The 18,399-nt window shown below is 61.0% G+C and carries 18 protein-coding genes; 5 read left to right on the top strand and 13 right to left on the bottom strand.

All coding sequences use genetic code 11. From position 1 onward, the window contains the following. Positions 1-349: 349 nt before the first annotated feature. From JEM67_RS23820 to hycA, 13 genes are all read right to left on the bottom strand, one after another. On the bottom strand, positions 350-1,372 hold the full coding sequence (locus JEM67_RS23820; RefSeq protein ID WP_199639420.1) for a HoxN/HupN/NixA family nickel/cobalt transporter: 1,023 nt from the start codon (positions 1,370-1,372) through the stop codon (positions 350-352). Further along, on the bottom strand, positions 1,359-3,677 hold the full coding sequence (gene hypF / locus JEM67_RS23815) for a carbamoyltransferase HypF (protein WP_199639422.1): 2,319 nt from the start codon (positions 3,675-3,677) through the stop codon (positions 1,359-1,361). Before hypF ends, JEM67_RS23820 begins: the two co-directional genes overlap by 14 nt. A 54-nt stretch (positions 3,678-3,731) precedes the next feature. After that, positions 3,732-5,888 carry a formate dehydrogenase subunit alpha gene (fdhF, locus tag JEM67_RS23810; protein ID WP_013814565.1) on the bottom strand — a complete coding sequence of 719 codons (2,157 nt, stop codon included), beginning with the start codon at positions 5,886-5,888 and terminating at the stop codon, positions 3,732-3,734. A gap of 11 nt (positions 5,889-5,899) precedes the next feature. Then, positions 5,900-6,442: an electron transport protein HydN gene (hydN, locus tag JEM67_RS23805; protein ID WP_199639424.1), complete on the bottom strand. Its 543-nt coding sequence runs from the start codon at positions 6,440-6,442 to the stop codon at positions 5,900-5,902. A gap of 140 nt (positions 6,443-6,582) precedes the next feature. Then, on the bottom strand, positions 6,583-7,053 hold the full coding sequence (gene hycI, locus JEM67_RS23800; protein WP_013814563.1) for a hydrogenase maturation peptidase HycI: 471 nt from the start codon (positions 7,051-7,053) through the stop codon (positions 6,583-6,585). After that, on the bottom strand, positions 7,046-7,459 hold the full coding sequence (locus tag JEM67_RS23795; protein ID WP_013814562.1) for a formate hydrogenlyase maturation HycH family protein: 414 nt from the start codon (positions 7,457-7,459) through the stop codon (positions 7,046-7,048). The genes hycI and JEM67_RS23795 overlap by 8 nt, the downstream gene beginning before the upstream one ends. Further along, positions 7,456-8,253, bottom strand: coding sequence for an NADH-quinone oxidoreductase subunit B family protein (locus tag JEM67_RS23790; protein ID WP_013814561.1), 798 nt, complete (start codon positions 8,251-8,253; stop codon positions 7,456-7,458). The genes JEM67_RS23795 and JEM67_RS23790 overlap by 4 nt, the downstream gene beginning before the upstream one ends. Continuing rightward, complete coding sequence (locus tag JEM67_RS23785; RefSeq protein ID WP_199639426.1) at positions 8,250-8,783, bottom strand: formate hydrogenlyase complex iron-sulfur subunit; 534 nt, start codon at positions 8,781-8,783, stop codon at positions 8,250-8,252. The genes JEM67_RS23790 and JEM67_RS23785 overlap by 4 nt, the downstream gene beginning before the upstream one ends. A gap of 12 nt (positions 8,784-8,795) precedes the next feature. Beyond that, positions 8,796-10,499 (bottom strand): NADH-quinone oxidoreductase subunit C, encoded by a 1,704-nt coding sequence (locus JEM67_RS23780; RefSeq protein WP_013814559.1) that lies wholly within the window; start codon positions 10,497-10,499, stop codon positions 8,796-8,798. An 18-nt stretch (positions 10,500-10,517) separates the two neighbouring features. Then, on the bottom strand, positions 10,518-11,453 hold the full coding sequence (locus JEM67_RS23775) for a respiratory chain complex I subunit 1 family protein (RefSeq protein WP_199639427.1): 936 nt from the start codon (positions 11,451-11,453) through the stop codon (positions 10,518-10,520). A 10-nt stretch (positions 11,454-11,463) separates the two neighbouring features. Beyond that, on the bottom strand, positions 11,464-13,338 hold the full coding sequence (locus JEM67_RS23770; protein ID WP_199639429.1) for a proton-conducting transporter membrane subunit: 1,875 nt from the start codon (positions 13,336-13,338) through the stop codon (positions 11,464-11,466). Further along, complete coding sequence (locus tag JEM67_RS23765; RefSeq protein WP_013814556.1) at positions 13,335-13,952, bottom strand: 4Fe-4S dicluster domain-containing protein; 618 nt, start codon at positions 13,950-13,952, stop codon at positions 13,335-13,337. The genes JEM67_RS23770 and JEM67_RS23765 overlap by 4 nt, the downstream gene beginning before the upstream one ends. Positions 13,953-14,041: 89 nt before the next feature. After that, positions 14,042-14,509: a formate hydrogenlyase regulator HycA gene (gene hycA, locus JEM67_RS23760; protein WP_062868689.1), complete on the bottom strand. Its 468-nt coding sequence runs from the start codon at positions 14,507-14,509 to the stop codon at positions 14,042-14,044. A gap of 252 nt (positions 14,510-14,761) precedes the next feature. On the opposite strand from hycA, the gene hypA reads away from it, so the two are divergent. From hypA to hypE, 5 genes are read left to right on the top strand one after another with little or no spacing between them, the layout of a single operon-like run. Further along, positions 14,762-15,106, top strand: coding sequence for a hydrogenase maturation nickel metallochaperone HypA (hypA, locus tag JEM67_RS23755; protein WP_013814554.1), 345 nt, complete (start codon positions 14,762-14,764; stop codon positions 15,104-15,106). Between the two features lie 18 nt (positions 15,107-15,124). Then, entirely contained in the window at positions 15,125-15,928 is an 804-nt protein-coding gene (gene hypB, locus JEM67_RS23750) for a hydrogenase nickel incorporation protein HypB (RefSeq protein ID WP_199639431.1), read from the top strand. Continuing rightward, positions 15,919-16,212, top strand: a complete 294-nt coding sequence (locus tag JEM67_RS23745) for a HypC/HybG/HupF family hydrogenase formation chaperone (RefSeq protein ID WP_013814552.1) — start codon at positions 15,919-15,921, stop codon at positions 16,210-16,212. The genes hypB and JEM67_RS23745 overlap by 10 nt, the downstream gene beginning before the upstream one ends. Continuing rightward, positions 16,199-17,326, top strand: coding sequence for a hydrogenase formation protein HypD (gene hypD / locus JEM67_RS23740; protein ID WP_199639496.1), 1,128 nt, complete (start codon positions 16,199-16,201; stop codon positions 17,324-17,326). The genes JEM67_RS23745 and hypD overlap by 14 nt, the downstream gene beginning before the upstream one ends. Beyond that, positions 17,323-18,339, top strand: coding sequence for a hydrogenase expression/formation protein HypE (hypE, locus tag JEM67_RS23735; RefSeq protein ID WP_199639432.1), 1,017 nt, complete (start codon positions 17,323-17,325; stop codon positions 18,337-18,339). The genes hypD and hypE overlap by 4 nt, the downstream gene beginning before the upstream one ends. Positions 18,340-18,399: the final 60 nt, after the last annotated feature.

Below are 18,399 nucleotides of genomic sequence, written 5' to 3'. Positions count from 1 at the left end.
ACTCATCTTTAAAAAAACTTTTATTCTTTAAAAGGTGAATTTCCGCATGGTCATAACGCAATATTGCATTTTTATTATGTGTGGTTATTTATTAAGATACGCACTGCTTGTCATCGCAAGCTTCGTGATATTGGTTCTGCTCTGGAACACCTCCTTTGACGTGATAAAAAGGAGGTTTTTTCGCTTTGCCGACAAGTTTACAGGCGAAGATGAGCACCCCAGTCACTTAGTTTACCAAGCTCCCGGGGATGAACGGCCTTACCGCCGAGATGCAACTCCAATTATTTTGGGTATAACCTCGTTGTATTCGCAAAAAATAGACGTCTGACAATCAAGATATAAACAATGATTAAACCGCCAGCGCGTCATAGTTTTTACGCCGGTAGTTGACCGCCGACAGCACCCAGAACAAGACAAACAGCGCAATAGCGGCGTAGCTGACGCTGCCCATGTTGTCATTGAGCAGCGCAATGCTATCCCAAACGGCGCCGTGCAGGTTCAATTTTTCGGCCAGCAGCCCCAATCCTTCCAGGCCACCAATCAACACCGCAATCGCCACGCTGGTGGCGGTGATGGTCATGTTGTAATACAGCTTGCGCACCGGTTGGTTGAACGCCCAGCCGTAAGCGCCAATCATGACGAAATTATCCAGCGAATCCACCAACGCCATACCGCTGGCGAACAGCAGCGGGAAGATCATGATCGACCAGACTGACATGCCTGAACCGGCTCCGGCGGCGGAAATGCCCAGCAGGCCAACTTCGGTGGCGGTATCGAACCCCAGCCCAAACAAAAATCCCACCAGATACATATGCCAGCTTTTATTCACGGTATTGAAGGTCACGCGGAACAGCCGCGTCATCAGGCCACCGTGCTGGTGCGTCAGGGCACCCTCCGTCAGTTTTTCGCCCCTTTTCACCCGGCGGAAGGTGCGATAAACATCGCGCAGAATCAGCCCGTTGAGTACCGCCATCGCCAGCAGGAACAGCGAAGAAATCAGCGTGCCGAGGGTGGAGCCGTAGTCATGCAGCCAGCCGATGCGGCTGCCGAACGCCAGCGAGGTAGCGGCGATGGCCGCGCAGGCCAGAATCACGATGCTCGAATGCCCGAGCGAGAAAAATGCGCCGACGGAAACCGGCCGTTGGCCCTGTTGCATCAATTTGCGCGTCACGTTGTCGATAGCGGCGATGTGGTCGGCATCCACCGCGTGGCGCAAACCGTAGCTGTAAGCCAGCAGCGCGGCGGCCATCAGCGCCGGGTGCTGATGAAATGCGGCAAAGGCCGCAGCCCAGGCCAGCAGGTTAACGGCGATCAACGCCAACAGCAGCCAGAAGGCGCGGGTGTTTTTTTGGAAGAACTCAGGGTAATTCATGTTGCGTCCTGTCAGAAAGAGAAGAAGAAAGCGGGGATTGTTGCGCACAGGCGACCATCGCCTGGCCGAATGCCAGCCCGCCGTCGCCTGCGGGGATGCGCTGTGGCAGCAGTACCTGCAGCGGCGCCAGATGATGCACCAACCGTTGGCGCAGCAGCCGGTTGTGCAGCACGCCGCCGCTCAGCGCCACCTGTTTGATGCCGTACTGCGCGGCAAAATGCTGGGCCAGGGCGGCGAACCCTTGCGCCAATGCGTCGTGAAATGCCCAGGCGCGCTCGGCCGGCGGTGTGCGCCAGCCAAGCCATTGCGGCCAGAAGGTGGCGAGATCGAGCAAATTGTCTTTGAGCTGCAGGTGCAGCGGGTGGCGGCAATGGGTTGCCTGATGCGCCAGCGCTTCCAGCCGGCAGGCCGCTTCGCCTTCCCAACTGAGTTGCAAAGGCGCGCAGCCTAGCGCGGCGGCGGCGGCGTCAAACAACCGACCGCACGACGACGCCTGCGGGGCATTGATGCCGGCGTCGATCGCTTTCAGCAGTGGCTGCCACGGTTGTTGCAGCAAAAACTGCGTTTCCGGCAGCCGTTGCCAACCGTCGACAAAGCGCGCGCAGTGCGCCAACAGGTTGCGCCACGGCTCTTGCGCGGCGCGATCGCCGCCCGGCAGCGCCACCGCCGGCAAACCGCCGAGCGAGTGGCAGTGGCGGTAGTCCACCCGCAAGCATTCGCCGCCCCACAGCTGGCCGTTTTCGCCGTATCCCAGGCCGTCCAGCGCTAACCCGATAACCGCGCCGCCATCGAGCGGCCACTGGTGCTCCGCCAGGCAGGCGGCCACATGCGCGTGATGATGCAGCACCTCGGTCAACGGCACAGATTGACATTGCGCCCAGCGGCGGCTGGCGTAATCCGGGTGCGCATCGGTGGCGATGCGCTGCGGCCGGCAGTGATACAGCGTCAGGAAATGGGCGATGGCGTGTTGCCACTGCTGTTGAACGTCTTCCTGCGCCAGATTGCCAACATGCTGGCTGAGGATCGCTTTGTCGCCGCGCACCAGGCAGAAGGTATTTTTATTGTCGCCACCGACCGCCAGCAGCGGCGGTTGAACCGGGAAGCCGGGCGGCAGCGGCAAGGCATCCGGCGCGTAACCGCGAGAACGGCGTAGCATCTCGATGCCTTGCGGTTGCTGTCGCAGCACAGAATCATCGGCGCGTTGCAGGATCTCGCGGTTATGCATCAGCCACAGATCGGCAATGCTGGCCAGATCCTGCAGGGCCTGTGCGTTGGTTAACGCCGGTGCGCGCCCGGCGGCGTTGCCGGAGGTCATCACCAGCGGGCGTCGCACCGCTTGCATCAGGAGATGATGCAGGGGGGTGGACGGCAGCATCACGCCGACTTCGTCGAGATGCGGCGCAACGGCATCACACAACGCGGAGTGGGGCCGCTGCGGTACCAGGACGATCGGCGCCGCCGGGGAAAGCAGGATTTCGCTCAGTTGCGCCAGCGAGTGGCTACCGGTGCAGCGCGCCAGCCAACTGACATCCGGCAACATTACCGCCAGCGGTTTGCCTGGCCGGTGTTTACGGTTGCGCAGGCGCATCACCGCGTGCTGATCGGTGGCGTCGCAGGCCAGATGGAAACCGCCAACGCCCTTGATGGCGACGATTTCGCCGGCGCATAACAGCGCCGCCGCCTGTTGCAGCGCCATATCTGCCAGGTTGATTGCTTTGCCGTCGGCGTGGCAGCTGAAAAGCTGCGGCCCGCATTGGCTGCAGGCCACCGGCTGGGCATGAAAGCGCCGGTCCTGTGGCGAGTGGTATTCCCAGGCGCAGTGCGGGCACAGTGCGAACGGCGCCATGCTGGTCGCCGGGCGGTCGTAAGGCATATAGCGAATCAGGGTGAAACGCGGGCCGCAATGCGTGCAGTTAATGAAGGGATAGCGGTAACGGCGATCGTGCGGATCGTTCATTTCACGCAGGCAGTCGGGGCAGGTTGCGGCGTCGGGAATGACTTGCGTGTCCATTTGGCTTTGCCGGCTGCGGCGAATGGCAAAGTCCTGCGGCGGCTGCAACCAGGTGAAGGGACGCAGGCCGATATTATCAATCCGGGCCAACGCCGGCGCCTGGCGCTGCAGCATATGCAGGAATATATCGATATCCACCGGTTGTACCAGCCGAATTTCGACCCCGGCGCTGTCGTTCCAGACTTCGCCACGCAGGCCGAGGCGCTGCGCCAGTTGCCAGACAAAGGGGCGGAATCCCACCCCCTGCACCTTGCCGCTGATGCGAAGCAATAATCCTGACGGTGACTTGGACATCTTACCTACCCAATAAGTAGGGGACGAACAGGTTCGTCCCGGTTTGGCTAACGGTCACATCACGTCTTCCACCGCCCTGCGCAGGCGGGCTTTCATGTCGCTGTAGCTTTGGCTGGCGTAGTTTTCCGCCCATTTTTGATCGCCAATCGCTTCGAGCTTGACCGCGCAGTACTTGGTTTCCGGCGTTTTGGATATCGGATCGAGGTTTTCCTGCGTCAATTCATTGCAGGCGCCAATCCACCACTGATAGGTCATGTACACCGCGCCCAGGTTAATGCGCTCGTTGTAGTTGGCGCGGGAGATCACCTTGCCGCGCCGCGAGGCGACCCACACCAGTTGCTGATCGCCAATGCCCAGGGCGGCGGCGTCTTGCGGGTTGATTTGCACGAAGCCCGGCTCATCCGCCAGCGTTTGCAAGGCGGCGCAGTTGCCGGTCATCGAACGGCAGGAGTAGTGGCCGACTTCACGCACCGTACACAGCACCAGCGGATAAGCGGCGTCCGGTACTTCGGCCGGGGCGCGCCAGGTGGTGGCGAACAGCTGCCCCTTGCCGGACGGGGTGGTGAATTGATTGCCCTGATACAAATACGGCGTGCCTGGGCTGTCGAGCGTGGTGCAAGGCCATTGAATGTGGCCGAGCTCGCCCATTTTTTCGTAGGTTGCGCCGTAAAACAGCGGGCACAGCTCGCGCATTTCATCCCAGATTTGCTGGTTGTCTTCGTAATGCATCGGATAGCCCAGTTCGGTCGCCAGCAGGCTGATGATTTCCCAGTCGCGCTTGACGTTGTACTGCGGTTCGATGGCTTTTTCGAAACGCTGGAAACCGCGATCGGCGCACGAGAACACGCCGCCGTGCTCACCCCAGGAGGTGGATGGCAGGATCACGTCCGCTTGTTCGGCGGTTTTGGTCATGAAGATGTCTTGCACCACGATAAACTCAAGCGCATCGAAAGCGCTGCGCACCAGGCTGAGATCGGCTTCGGTCTGTAACGGATCTTCCCCCATGATGTAATAGGCTTTCACTTTGCCTTCGTGCACCAGGTGCGGCACTTCAGTGATGCGATAACCGATATCCGGATCCATTCCGGCGGCGTCAATGCCCCAGGCGGCGGCGAATTTGGCGCGGACGGCGGGGTCAGTAACGGATTGATAACCGGGGAATTCGTTTGGCAGCACGCCCATGTCGCAGGCGCCCTGGACGTTGTTCTGGCCGCGCACCGGGCCGACGCCGACGTTGGCGCGCCCGAGGTTACCGGTCAACAGCGCCAGGCTGGCCAGCCCTTTGACCACATCCACCGCCTGGCCGAACTGGGTGACGCCCATGCCCCACATGATGGTGGCGGAAGGGGCGCTGGCGTAAGTGCGCATCGCCTGACGGATTTGCTGGGCGCTGACGCCGGTCAGCTGTTCCACCGTTTCCGGCGCGTAATCGGCCACTTGTTGGCGATAGGCATCGAAGCCTTCGGTGTATTTCGCCACATAATCGCGGTCATACAGGTTTTCTTCGATCAGCACGTGGCCGAAGGCGTTAACCAGCGCCATATTGCAGCCGTTGTTGATTTGCAGATGCTGATCGGCGATGCGTGCGGTTTCAATACGGCGCGGATCGCAGACCACGATTTGCGCGCCTTTCTCTTTGGCTTTCAAGACCCGACGGGCGACGATCGGGTGCGAGTCGGCGCAGTTATAGCCGATGATCAGTAAACATTTGGAGTTTTCGATATCGCCGATCGAGTTGCTCATCGCGCCGTTGCCCAGCGTGGCTTGCAAACCGGCGACCGACGGGCCGTGACAGACGCGGGCGCAGCAGTCGACGTTATTGTTGCCGATCACCGCACGGGCGAACTTCTGCATCACATAGTTGGTTTCGTTGCCGGTACCGCGTGAGGACCCGGTGTGCATAATGGCGCGTGCGCCGTGCTGCTGCTTGATGGCTTTCAGCCGCTGCGCGGTGTAGCGGATGGCTTCGTCCCAACTGACCGCTTCAAACTTGCCGCCTTTTTCACGGCGGATCAGCGGTTGCGTCAGGCGCGGTGTCAGCAGTTTGGTGTCGTTGAGGAAGTCCCAGCCGTAGTAGCCCTTCAGGCACAGTTCGCCCTGATTGGTGGCGCCGTCGGCGGCTTCTGCGCGAAGGATTTTGCCGTTATCCACCACCAGTTTCATTTTGCAGCCTGCGCCACAGTAAGGGCAGACGGTCGTGATTTTTTTCATTGGTTCAGCTCCTAAAACAGAGACGACAGGTTGTCGAGCGCGGCACGGCGGCGTTTCTCGGCGTTCATTTCCTGCAACAAATTGCGGTCAACGCAGTACAGCGCTTTGGTGGGGCAGGTTTCCATACAGGCCGGGCCGGCGGCGCGACCGGTGCACAAATCGCATTTGTGGGCTTCGGCTTTGTCGCTGATGGCCGTCAGTTGAGCGCCGTTCTGGCGGATCACCGGGCGGGTGATCACTTCCATGGCACCGTAGGGGCAGGCCACCACGCAGGTTTTGCAGCCGATGCAGCGTTCCTGCATCACCAGCACCATGCCGTTTTGGCGGCTGATGGCGCCGTTGGGGCAGACGTTGGAGCAGGGCGAGTCTTCGCACTGGCGGCATAACACGGCGGTACTGACGTTAACGCCTTTAATCACGTGTAGCCGTGGGGCGAAGGTGGCGGCGGTCAACGCCGAAATGTCCTGGGTGGCGCTGTGTGCCATGACGCAGGCGATTTCGCAGGTACGGCAGCCGATGCATTTCTTCGGATCGGCGATGATGAACCGGTTCATCAGGAACTCCTGGTTTACGGGGTTGGCGGTGGCGTTATGACAAGGTCTATACATAAAGCGTGCCAACCCACAAATATCAATAAAAGCAAAAGGTTAGTTTTTTGGTGACGAGCGAGCCGACAAAAATGACGATGACGATGTCAGGCCGTCGTCACGGTTAATGTCGAATAGCCGCCGTGGGCCTGCCAGTGACCAAGGCGCTGATGCAGGGTTTTCACCGCCTGCTGCACCGCCGGGCCAATGGGGTAGTAAAACGCCACCACCTCCGGTTGAATGCCGATGAAGGTAATGTCCGGTATGTCGGCGCGCAGTTGGTCTATCAGGAAGCTGAGCGGCATGTTGTGGGTGGTCATGATGAACATTTCGGCGATATCCGCCGGATCTATCACCCGGGTCTCGCCCGGTGCCAGCCCCATGTCGGTGGCGTCGACGATCACCAGCCGCTGTGGCCGCAGTTGGCGAATGGCGTGAATGTCATTCTCCGGCGCCGCGCCGCCGTCGATCACCGTCCAGCCGGTGGGCGGGGCGGCCTGGCACAGTTCCGCCAGCAATGGGCCGGCGCCGTCGTCGCCCATCAGGCAATTGCCGACACATAACAAAACGCTATCCATGGTGCCTCCTGACCATCAGATAAATCGCCGGTTCGTTTTCGATGGATTGCAACAGGGCGATTAACCGTTGGCTCCAGTCTTGTTGCTGCGACGTCATTTGTCCGGCGGCGCGGCTCAGCGCGCTGGCCAGCAAATGGGTGTGGCTGCTGTCGATGCAGATTTCGCCAAAGCGTTCGACGCCGGCCAGTTTACGCCTGGCGGCACCCTCGGCCGGCAGGTGCGCAATCCAGTCGCGAAACGCCGCCAGCGGGCAATCGAGCCTGGCCTCCAGACAGTCGATCACCCCCAGATGATGGCCGATCGCCAGGCTGTAATAGATCACTTCCTGCGCCTTGGGTGGCGCCTTCTTTTCCTGCACGAACTTGCGGCTGAGGGAATAAAACGTCACGTGGCAGACCGCGCTCATAGCCGTAACTCCCCTTGCTGTACGCGCTGATAAAGGGCTAACAGATGACCGACGATCTCTGTCAGGCGCGGGTCGTCTTGCCGTTGCAAATACGCCGCCACGCGCTGTTCCGCCGTTTGCGCGTCGGTGGCGGCCAGCAGTTGCAGGAAGTGATCGGCGATTTGCCGGCCGTAGCGATATCCGGCCAGGCGCCGCGCTTCGCGATCTACCGCCACGCGTAGCGGCTGCGGCAGTTGCGGGTGCAGCAGCGCGGTGGCCTCGCCCTCGGTTTCATCGTGCTGTTGGCGGTGGATTTTCTGTTCGAGCAGGCCGAGCGCCATGGCGAAGCCGTAAATCGTGGCGGCGGGCGTCGGCGGGCAGCCGGGGATATACACGTCAACCGGTACGATGCGGTCGGTACCGCCCCACACGCAGTACAAGTCGTGGAAAATGCCGCCGCTGTTGCCGCAGGCACCGTAGGAAATGCAGATTTTCGGATCCGGCGAGGCCTGCCAGGCGCGGATCGCCGGGATGCGCATCGCACGGGTGACTGCGCCGGTGAACAGCAAAATGTCGGCATGGCGCGGCGAGGGCACCACTTTAATACCGAAGCGTTCGGCGTCGAACAGCGGCGAAATAGCGGCGAAAATCTCGATCTCGCAGCCGTTGCAGCCGCCGCAGTCAACGCGATAGACATAGGCGGAGCGGCGGATATCTTTCAGCAAGGTGGTTTTTAGCTGGGCGATGCTGTCGTCGAGCGTTATCGGCACCGGCTGCCCGTTGGCGTCACGCGGGCCAATCAGCGTCTGGTTCATTGGGCGACCTCCCGGGTCAAATGACGGCCGACGTCGATACGGTCGGCCTGGGTCAGGCTTTGTTGCTGTTTACAGGCAGGGCAGGTTTCGAACTGTTCGCGGCGCTGCTCGCCGAGTTCGAGCAGCGCCAGGGCGTAATCAATTTCTTTCTGCGGGGCATAAGCCTTGCCACATTGGCGGCAGTGGCAGAGGGCGAAATCGGCGCTTTCGAGCAGGTCTTCTTTGCGCCACACCGCCAGTTCGAACTGGTTCGACAGGCGAAGGGCGGTCGTCGGGCAGACTTCTTCGCAGCGGGCGCAGAAAATGCAGCGGCCCAAAAAGAACTGCCAACGAATGACGCCGTTTTCAACATCGGTTTCCATGGTCAGCGCGTTGGACGGGCAGGCGTTGGCGCAGGCGCCGCAGGCGATGCATTGCTGCGGGGTATACTCCGGCTTGCCGCGAAAGTTGGCGTCCACCGCCAGCGGCTGCGCCGGATATGCCAGGGTGGCATTGCCGGTTTTCAGCACTTTTTTAATCAGTTTCAGCATGGTGTCGTCCCCTTAAAACGGTGCGTTTTTCCGCTCGATGCCGTAGCGCTCAATTTCCTTGTACGGCACCACGACAGACTTGCGTTTGCGGATATCGACGATGGTCATGCGGTCGGTGCAGGAATAGCAGGGATCGAGGCTGCCGATGATCAGCGGGGCGTCGGAAACGGTATTGCCGCGCAGCATAAAGCGCAGCGTCGGCCAGTTGGCGTAGGTGGCGGCGCGACAGCGCCAGCGGAACAGTTTCTGATTGTCGCCGGTCATGCTCCAGTGAATGTCGTCGCCGCGCGGCGCTTCGGCAAAGCCCAGCGCGAACTTGTGCGGCATATAGGTAAAGCCTTCCACCGCCAGCGGCCCGGCGGGCAGGCATTGCAGGCCGAATTCGATGATGCCGAGCGAGTTGAACACTTCGTGAATGCGCACTTTCAGGCGCGAATACACGTCGCAGCCGGTTTCGACGCACAGTTCCACCGGCAGCTTGGCGTAACCGGCGAACGGATGATCGATACGGGTATCCCGGCGGTGGCCGCTGCCGCGCAGCATCGGCCCGACGTTGCTGTAATCGCGCGCGATCTGCGGATCCAGCCGGCCGACGCCGATGCTGCGCTGCTCGGTATTCGGCGTGCTGAGCAGAATATCCACCAGATCCTTGAGCTCGCTGCGCATCTCTGCCGCCAGCCGCAGGGTTTGCAGCATGTCGTCTTTCAAGATGTCGCGCCGAATGCCGCCAATCAGGTTCAGGCCGTAGGTTTTGCGCGCGCCGGTAAGGATTTCCGCCATCTTCATCGATTTCTCGCGCACGCGGAAAAACTGCATGAAGCCGCTGTCGAAACCGACGAAATGGCAAGCCAGGCCGAGGTTGAGCAGGTGGCTGTGCAGCCGTTCCACCTCCAGCAGGATCGAGCGGATCATTTGCGCCCGTTCCGGTATCTGAATGCCCATGGCGTTCTCCACCGAGCTGGTGTACGCCACGCTGTGGGTAAAGCCGCAGATGCCGCAAACCCGGTCGGACAGGAAGGTCACTTCGTTATAACCCATGCGCGTTTCCGCCAGCTTTTCCATGCCGCGATGGACGTAGAACAGGCGGTAATCGGCGTCGATAATGTCTTCACCGTCGACGAACAGGCGAAAATGGCCCGGTTCGTCCGAGGTGATGTGCAGCGGGCCAATCGGCACCACGTTGGCCTTGGCGCCGGCTTCGCTGACAAACGGATAGGTTTCGACGTCGGTGGTGGGCGCCGGCCGCTGGCGGTAATCCATCGCGTCTTTACGCAGCGGGTAAAGGTCATCCGGCCAGTCGTCCGGCAGCACCAGACGCCGTTCATCCGGCAACCCTACCGGGCGCAAACCGTACATGTCCCGCACTTCGCGCTCGCCCCACACCGCCGCCGGCACCCGTGGCGTTACCGACGGGAACTCCAGCGTTTGGGCGTCGACTTCGGCGCGCACGGTGATCCAGCATTTGACGCCTTGCTCCATCGACAGCACGTAATACAGCGCATAGCTGCCGCACAACGTGCGTTCGTCGTTGCCGAACAGCACCGAAAGCCAGCCGCCCTGCTGGTAATACAGCCATTCCACCACCTCCGGCAGCGCATTCAGCTTCACCGTTACCGTGAGCTGATCGGCGGTTTGCCATTCTGCCGCCAGCACGGCTGCCGGGAATTGCCGCTGCAGCGCCGTCAGATAATCTTGGCCCAGATGTTCAGTAATCATGATGTTCCTACTTGTGAATTAGCTGACGACCAGCCAGGAAACCAGCGCCAAAAATGCCAGGCCGAAGCCGGCCCAGGTGGTGCGAGCGGTTTTTAAAAAGCGCAGCCGTGCGACGCTGTTTTCCACGACGGCGACGGCCACCACCGCCAGCAGCAGTTTGCACAGCGATAACGCCAGCGCCACCGCCAGCGCGGGCAGGGTTAACGCAGTGGCCTGGCCCCAGGGCACGAACACGCCGATAAACAGTTGCAGCACCACCAGTTGCTTCAGGTTGATGCCCCACTTGAGCATGCCGAGCGCCGCACCCGCGTATTCGGTCAGCGGGCCTTCCTGCAATTCCTGTTCGGCTTCCGCCATGTCGAAAGGCAATTTGCCCATTTCGATAAAGGTGGCGAAACCGCAGGCCAGCAACGCCAACAGCAGCGGCGCGCTGGCGTACAGCGGCCAATCCGCGACGCACTGGCTGATGGCGCTGAGCTGGGTTGAACCGGCGACCAGCGCCGCCACCCACAGGCCAAGCAGCAGAATCGGCTCCACCAGAATGCCCAGCACCGCTTCGCGGCTGGCGCCAATGGCGGTGAAGGGGCTGCCGGTATCCAGCCCGGCGATGGCAAACACGAAACGCACCACGGCGAACAGATAAATCAGCGTGATGACATCGCCGATTGCCGGCAGCGGAGAGATCTGCAACAGCATCGGCAGCGCGCAGGCAATGGCCAGCAGTGTGCCGGTCAGCAGATAAGGCATGGCGCGGAAGGCGATTCCCGCTGCCGCAGGGGCGAGGGATTGACGTTTGAGCAACTTGGCGATGTCGCGGTATTCCTGCAACACGCCCGGCCCGCGGCGGCTGTGGAGGCGGGCGCGCAACTGGCGGCTGACACCGGCAAACAGCGGTGCGATGGCCAGCAGCAGCAACGCCTGCACGATGCCAATCAGTAAAGTGGGATAAGTCATCAGGTTCTCCTTAGGCCAGCGCCACGACCAGCAGCACCGCCAGCTCGATGGCGGCGACGCCACGGCAAAACGCGTTGAGGGGCGCGCGATGCAGCCAGCGCTGTAAGGCGGCCGGTTGCAAGGTTTGGCGCAGGGCGTACAGCGGCGCGAACATCACCCGCAGCGGCTGAGCGAAGCCGGTGGCGGTGATCACCATCGAGGCTTCGTGACCGTAGCCGCAGGCCCAGGCTTCACCGCCCGTGCGGCGCGCCTGGCGTTTCCCACGATAGATCGCAGCGATCAGCAACGGCAGCAGCGGCATCGCCAACAGCAAAATGGCGATCAGCGGCGGGGAAACCAGCAGATGTGCGCCGAGCGGCGCTTGCGGAGTCAAGGTGGCGGCCAGCCGGGCAAACAGCGGGATCAGCCACGGCGCGCCAATGCCGCACAGCAGGCACAGCAAGGCCGGCAGCAGATGGCTGAGCATCATCGGCCACGTCGCCGGCCGGGCGTTGGCGGCGGCTTCACAGCGCGGCGCACCGAGGCACACCACGCCAAACACTTTGCTGACGCACATCACCGCCAACGCGCCGGTGATCGCCAACGCCACCGCCAGCAACGGGCCAAGCAGCCGGCCGACAAAGGCCGATGCGGCGCTGAACTGGAACAGGCCTTGATAAATCAACCACTCGCTGGCGAAACCGTTGAGCGGCGGCAGCGCCGCCATCGACACCAGCCCGACCAGCAATGCGATGCAGGTCCACGGCATCAGCCGCGCCAGTCCGCCCATTTTTTCCATGTCTTTCAGCCCGGTTTGCTGTTCGACAGCGCCGGAGGCAAGCAGCAATGCCGATTTAAACAGGCTGTGATTGCACAGATGAAACAGGCCGCCCATCAGTGCCAGCGCGGTCAGTTCAGGCAATTGCAGCGCCAGGCCGACCATTGCGCCGCCGATGCCGAGCAGGATGATGCCGATATTTTCCAGCGTGTGGTAAGCCAGCAGCCGACGCAGGTCATGCTCCATCAGCGCATACAGCCCGCCGAAAAAGGCGGTGCCTGCCGCCAGCAGCAACACCAGCAACCCCCACCACAGCGGCGGTGTGCCCAGCAGATCCATGCCGATTTTGATCACGCCGAGCAGCCCGACTTTCATCAGCGCGCAAGAAAAGAGCGAAGCCGCCGGGGCGGGCGCGCTACTGTGCGCTTGCGGCACCCAGCCGTGCAGCGGCATCACGCCGGCGTAAATGCCGAACCCCGCCAGCGCCAGCAGAAATGCCCCGCTGCGCAGCGCCGAAGGCAAGGCTATCTCGCGCATGATGCTGAATTGCAGGCTGTGGGTCTGGCTGTAGATCAACGCAAAAGCGGCGACCAGCAGCAGCGTACCGAAGCGCATCAGCAGAAATTGGCTGTGGCCGGCCTGCTGGCTCTTGGCGTCTTGCCGCCGAACAATCAGGAAGTAACCGCACAGCGCCGCCAGCTCCAGCAGCAGCACCAGCGCCAGCGCATTGTCCGCCATCACGGCCGCGCTCAGCGCCGCAGGCATCAACAGCATCAGGCTACCCTGCCGGGTGCGGTTATGATCGTTGAGCGTTGTCAGCCAATGGCAGAGATACAACCCCACGAACAGGTTGCTCAGCGCGATCACCAGCAGCAACAGCGCATTCAGGCCACTGATTTCCACCGCATAGTGCAGCCACGGCAGGTGGGCAGGATGAGGCGTGGTGAACAGCCAGGGCAGAGCCGCCGCAGTGGCGGCCAGCGACACCAGCAGCGTGCCGATGCCGCAAACACCGGCGCAAAAACGCGGCCAGATCGCCAGCAGCCAGCACAGTGCGGCCAGCAGCAGCGAACCGCTCAGTGACAGCGTCAGCAACAGCAGCGGGTCGGGCAGAAAATCGGTGATCATCGGTTCGGCTCCTTGCGGGCGATGGGGGGGCTGACAAACGGCAACTCGGCGGCTAACGCCTGCATCGCATTGCGGCGTTTTCGTTCGCTGGCCTGCCGCACGTCGTGGTCGGCAACCAGCCGGATGGCGTTGGTCGGGCAGGTGCGAATGCACGCCGGGCCGTCAGGGCTGAAGGCGCACAAATCGCATTTCACCGCCACCGCGCGTACCCCCGGTTGGCAATCGAGAAACGCGCTGACCGGGCGAGCGGGAGCGGGTGGCGGCGGCGCCAGCGCGGTCTGGCAATCGCCGGGAATGCCCAGCGGCACGCTGCCGCCAAAATCAATGGCGCCAAACGGGCAGGCGATGCCGCACAGTTTGCAACTGACGCACAGGCTTTCGTTCAGCACGATGGCGTTATCCTGATGCGTTATCGCGTTTACCGGGCAAACCTGTGCGCAGGGCGCGTCTTCGCACTGGCGACACATCACCGGCGCGGTATCGCGCGCATTGCGCATCACCTGTAAACGCGGCAAGGCTTGCAACCCGGCCAGGCGGTGTTCGGTCGCGCAACTGGCCATACAGGTATTGCAACCCATGCATAATTTGGCATCCGCAATAAGAAAGCGGTTCATGCAGACTCCTTGCGATTTCGTCACTTTTGACGAAATCGACAGTAAAAATGACGTTTCGACAGTTGCTGTCATCAATAAAGCGGCGTTATTCAGGCCGGCAGAATGATTTTTTTCAATTCTTCATGAATGGCGCAATCGCCATGCAACGAATCAAATAAGCATTGGTAAATAACGGCGATCTTATTCAGGTAATGCTCCAGCACCGCAGGCTTATCACGGTTATTGATTTGGCCGTCAATCAGGCCGCTTTCATCCAGCGTGGCGTGAGCGAAAGGGGCGAAATTTTCCTCTTCGTTTGGCGCGGCCAAATTAATGCTGTAGCAGATATCGCGGCTGTAAAAACCGTCGCTCAATTGAATGCGCAAGGTGAAGTGATTGAACAGCGTGAAGCGGATGTCCTGACCCTGTCCGCAGATAAACTCATGATTAATACTCTGTTTTGTGGTGGTTACCGCTTTGACCAGCGTGTTGTGGTAATGCTGCCATTGCGCCATCAACCGGTTGTTTTTACCGGAGATATAATCGGCCTGGCTGGTCAGTTCATTTATTGTGCTCATCTGTGTCACCCGGTGTGTCGACATTTCCTGTGGTGACGCTAATAGGGCATAAATCGTGCCAGCTTGGTTTTGTTTTAATTAATGACTTTAAATTCAATGACGCGATGAATTATTTGATGTGTGAGTTGACGCCGTATGGCGGCTTTTACTGTCGATGACATCGACACTCGACAAATGTGTCGGCGCCTGACTGGCACCGTATTTGCACAGATATTTTCAGTTGGACGTTTTATTGCCGTTACCGGAGACCGCATGCACGAAATAACGCTTTGCCATTACGCGCTGGAGATTATGCAGCAGCATGCGCAGCAACAGCAGGCGCGGCGAATTACTGCCGTGTGGCTTGAGGTAGGCGCATATTCCTGCGTTGAGGCGCAGGCGCTGCATTTCTGTTTCGACATGGTGTGCCGCGGCACGCTGGCCGAAGGTTGCACGCTGCATTTACAGCAACAGCAGGCGCTGAGCTGGTGCCATGACTGCCAGTGTGAAGTGACCTTGCCGTTACCGCAGGTGCGCATCTGCCCGCATTGCGAAGGCCACAACCTGCGCGTGCAGGCCGACGACGGCATACAAATAAAACGCCTGGAAATTGAATAACCACAGAGGGGAAAGCTTATGTGTAGCACTTGCGGTTGCGCCGAGGGCGAAGTGGCCATTGAAGGTGACGCTCAGCCCGCGAGGGTGCCGTTTCGCCCGCGCCAGAACCCGAAAGGCGATCTGCATTATGGCTTTGGCGCGGCCGGCACCCACGCGCCGGGCATCAGCCAGCGGCGCATGCTGGAAATCGAAACCAACGTGTTGGCGAAGAATGACCGTCTGGCGGCGCACAATCGCGAACATTTCGCCGTGCAACAGATCCTGGCGCTGAACCTGGTGTCCAGCCCCGGCTCCGGCAAAACCACCTTGCTGACGCAAACCCTGCTGCGGCTGCGCGATAGCGTGCCGTGCGCGGTGATAGAAGGCGATCAGCAAACCACCAACGACGCCGAACGCATTCGTGCTACCGGCGTGGCGGCGATCCAGGTCAATACCGGTAAAGGGTGCCATCTGGACGCGCAGATGGTGCATGACGCAGCCCACCGTCTGGCGCTGAAACCCCACAGCCTGCTGTTTATCGAAAACGTCGGCAACCTGGTGTGCCCGGCCGGGTTTGATCTCGGCGAACGGCACAAGGTGGCGGTGCTGTCGGTGACCGAAGGCGAGGACAAGCCGCTGAAATATCCGCATATGTTCGCGGCGGCGCGGCTGATGCTGCTGAACAAGATCGATTTGCTGCCGTACCTGGATTTTGATCTCGACGCCTGCATCGCCAATGCCCGGCGGGTCAACCCGCAGATTGAAATCATCACGCTGTCCGCCACTCGCGGCGACGGCATGGATCAGTGGCTGAACTGGCTGGCGGTGCAACGATGTGCATAGGCATTCCGGGGCGAGTTGTCGCGCTGGACCCACTGCACTCGCAGCATGCGTGGGCGGAGGTGTGTGGCGCCCGGCGTGAAATCAACATTGCATTGGTGTGCCAGGCCGGTCAGCCGCATGAAACGCTGTTGGGCTCTTGGGTGCTGATCCACGTCGGTTTCGCCCTGAGTCGGCTGGATGAACAGGAAGCCGCTGAGATGCTGGCGGCGTTACAGGCGATGGGCGAAGTGGAAAACGACGTGGCGCTGTTTATGGCGGGTGAAGGCAATGATGAAATACGTTGATGAATTCCGAGATCCGCAGTTGGTGAAATCCCTGTTGCAACGCATTACGCAGCGAGCGGCAACGCTGCCGTTCAGCGCCGAACGTCCATTGCAACTGATGGAAGTGTGCGGTGGCCATACGCACGCCATTTTCCGTTTTGGCCTGGATAAACTGCTGCCGCCGCAGGTGGAGTTTATTCATGGGCCAGGTTGCCCGGTGTGCGTATTGCCGATGGGGCGTATCGACGCCTGCCATGAAATCGCCGCCAAACCCTCGGTGATTTTTTGCACCTTTGGCGACGCGCTGCGGGTGCCGGGCAAGCAGGGATCATTGATGCAGGCGCGGGAACGCGGTGCCGATGTGCGGGTGGTGTATTCGCCGCTGGACGCACTGCAACTGGCGCGCGCCAATCCGCAGCGGCAGGTGGTGTTCTTCGCGCTCGGTTTTGAAACCACCATGCCGGTGACTGCGGTGACGCTGCAACAGGCGCGTTTGGAGGGCATTGAGAATTTTAGCGTCTTCTGCCAGCACATCAGCCTGATCCCGACGTTGCGCAGCCTGCTGCAGCAGCCGGAGGTACGCATTGACGGTTTCCTGGCGCCGGGCCATGTCAGCATGATCATCGGCACCGAACCCTACCGCTTTATCAGCGGCGAGTATTATAAACCCCTGGTGGTGACCGGCTTTGAACCGCTGGATATTCTGCAAGGCGTAATGATGCTGATTGACCAGTTCTGCGAGGGGCACAGCCGCACCGAAAACCAATACCGCCGGGTAGTGCCGCAAAGCGGCAACCTGCTGGCGCAGCAGGCGATGGCGGAGGTGTTTGCGATCGGCGGCAGCAGCGAATGGCGTGGATTGGGCACCATTGCCGATTCCGGCATCGGCCTGAGCGCCGCCTATGCCGATTTTGACGCCGAACGCCGCTTTCAGCCCCAGCCTCAGCAGGCGGCAGATGACCCGCGCGCCTGCTGCGGCGCAGTGCTGACCGGCCGCTGCAAACCGCGCGATTGCCCGCTGTTCGGCGGTGTCTGCACGCCGCAAAACGCCTTTGGCGCGCTGATGGTGTCTTCCGAGGGCGCTTGCGCCGCCTGGTATCAATATCGTCGAGAAACAGAGGAAAACGTCGCATGAATCCGGTTATTAGCCTGGCACACGGCAGCGGCGGCAAAGCTATGCAGCAACTGCTGGAATCGCTTTTCTTGCCCGCCTTCGCCAACCCACAGTTGGAACAGCGTGAAGATCAGGCGCGCATCGCGTTGGCGTCGTTAATGCGGCAGGGCGATCGGCTGGCGTTTACCACCGACAGCTACGTTATCGATCCGCTGTTTTTCCCCGGCGGCGATATCGGCAAGCTGGCGGTATGCGGCACTGCCAACGATCTGGCGGTCAGCGGGGCGACGCCGCGCTACCTGTCCTGCGGCTTTATTCTGGAGGAGGGACTGCCGTTGGCGGAATTGACACGGGTGGTGGAGTCGATGGCGGCAACCGCCCGCGAGGCCGGTATTCAGATCGTGACCGGCGATACCAAAGTAGTGCAGCGCGGCGCGGCCGACAAACTGTTTATCAACACCGCCGGCATTGGCGTGATCCCGCAGAACATCGAGTGGTCGGCGCAGCGTATTCAAGCCGATGACGCGATCATCGTCAGTGGCACCCTGGGTGACCACGGCGCCACCATTCTCAACCTGCGCGAACAGCTTGGTATGGCGATGGACATCACCAGCGATTGTGCGGTGCTGACGCCGTTGATTGCGCCATTGCGGGCGATTGACGGTGTACACGCATTGCGCGACGCCACCCGCGGCGGCGTGAACGCCATACTGCACGAATACGCCGTTGCCTGTGGTTTCGGTATCGACATCGACGAGCAGCGTCTGCCGGTGAAACCGGCGGTGCGCGGCGTTTGCGAACTCCTGGGGCTGGACGCGATTAACTTCGCCAATGAAGGCAAGCTGGTGCTGGCGGTGGCGCAGGCGGCGGTTCCTGCGGTATTGGCTGCGTTGCAGGGGCACCCGTTGGGCGCGGATGCGGCGGTGATCGGCCGGGTGACCGACGGCGCCACACAGGTGCGGCTGCGCGGAGCCTATGGCATCAGCCGGTTGCTCGATTTGCCGCATGCCGAGCCTTTACCTCGCATTTGTTGATCCGGTCGGGGGAAGCGGTGGCCGGTCAGCAGTAAACTTTGCGCCGTAGCTCACATAAAA

This window comes from Serratia sp. PAMC26656, from assembly GCF_016469055.2.
In the GTDB taxonomy this organism is placed as follows: domain Bacteria; phylum Pseudomonadota; class Gammaproteobacteria; order Enterobacterales; family Enterobacteriaceae; genus Serratia; species Serratia plymuthica.
This window is presented reverse-complemented; position numbering and strand designations above follow the sequence as displayed.

Bases quoted from the DNA above. Each gene is read 5' to 3' on its own strand.
- JEM67_RS23820 (WP_199639420.1), bottom strand. From the start codon at position 1,372: ATGAATTACCCTGAGTTCTTCCAAAAAAACACCCGCGCCTTCTGGCTG.
- hypF (WP_199639422.1), bottom strand. From the start codon at position 3,677: ATGTCCAAGTCACCGTCAGGATTATTGCTTCGCATCAGCGGCAAGGTG.
- fdhF (WP_013814565.1), bottom strand. From the start codon at position 5,888: ATGAAAAAAATCACGACCGTCTGCCCTTACTGTGGCGCAGGCTGCAAA.
- hydN (WP_199639424.1), bottom strand. From the start codon at position 6,442: ATGAACCGGTTCATCATCGCCGATCCGAAGAAATGCATCGGCTGCCGT.
- hycI (WP_013814563.1), bottom strand. From the start codon at position 7,053: ATGGATAGCGTTTTGTTATGTGTCGGCAATTGCCTGATGGGCGACGAC.
- JEM67_RS23795 (WP_013814562.1), bottom strand. From the start codon at position 7,459: ATGAGCGCGGTCTGCCACGTGACGTTTTATTCCCTCAGCCGCAAGTTC.
- JEM67_RS23790 (WP_013814561.1), bottom strand. From the start codon at position 8,253: ATGAACCAGACGCTGATTGGCCCGCGTGACGCCAACGGGCAGCCGGTG.
- JEM67_RS23785 (WP_199639426.1), bottom strand. From the start codon at position 8,783: ATGCTGAAACTGATTAAAAAAGTGCTGAAAACCGGCAATGCCACCCTG.
- JEM67_RS23780 (WP_013814559.1), bottom strand. From the start codon at position 10,499: ATGATTACTGAACATCTGGGCCAAGATTATCTGACGGCGCTGCAGCGG.
- JEM67_RS23775 (WP_199639427.1), bottom strand. From the start codon at position 11,453: ATGACTTATCCCACTTTACTGATTGGCATCGTGCAGGCGTTGCTGCTG.
- JEM67_RS23770 (WP_199639429.1), bottom strand. From the start codon at position 13,338: ATGATCACCGATTTTCTGCCCGACCCGCTGCTGTTGCTGACGCTGTCA.
- JEM67_RS23765 (WP_013814556.1), bottom strand. From the start codon at position 13,952: ATGAACCGCTTTCTTATTGCGGATGCCAAATTATGCATGGGTTGCAAT.
- hycA (WP_062868689.1), bottom strand. From the start codon at position 14,509: ATGAGCACAATAAATGAACTGACCAGCCAGGCCGATTATATCTCCGGT.
- hypA (WP_013814554.1), top strand. From the start codon at position 14,762: ATGCACGAAATAACGCTTTGCCATTACGCGCTGGAGATTATGCAGCAG.
- hypB (WP_199639431.1), top strand. From the start codon at position 15,125: ATGTGTAGCACTTGCGGTTGCGCCGAGGGCGAAGTGGCCATTGAAGGT.
- JEM67_RS23745 (WP_013814552.1), top strand. From the start codon at position 15,919: ATGTGCATAGGCATTCCGGGGCGAGTTGTCGCGCTGGACCCACTGCAC.
- hypD (WP_199639496.1), top strand. From the start codon at position 16,199: ATGAAATACGTTGATGAATTCCGAGATCCGCAGTTGGTGAAATCCCTG.
- hypE (WP_199639432.1), top strand. From the start codon at position 17,323: ATGAATCCGGTTATTAGCCTGGCACACGGCAGCGGCGGCAAAGCTATG.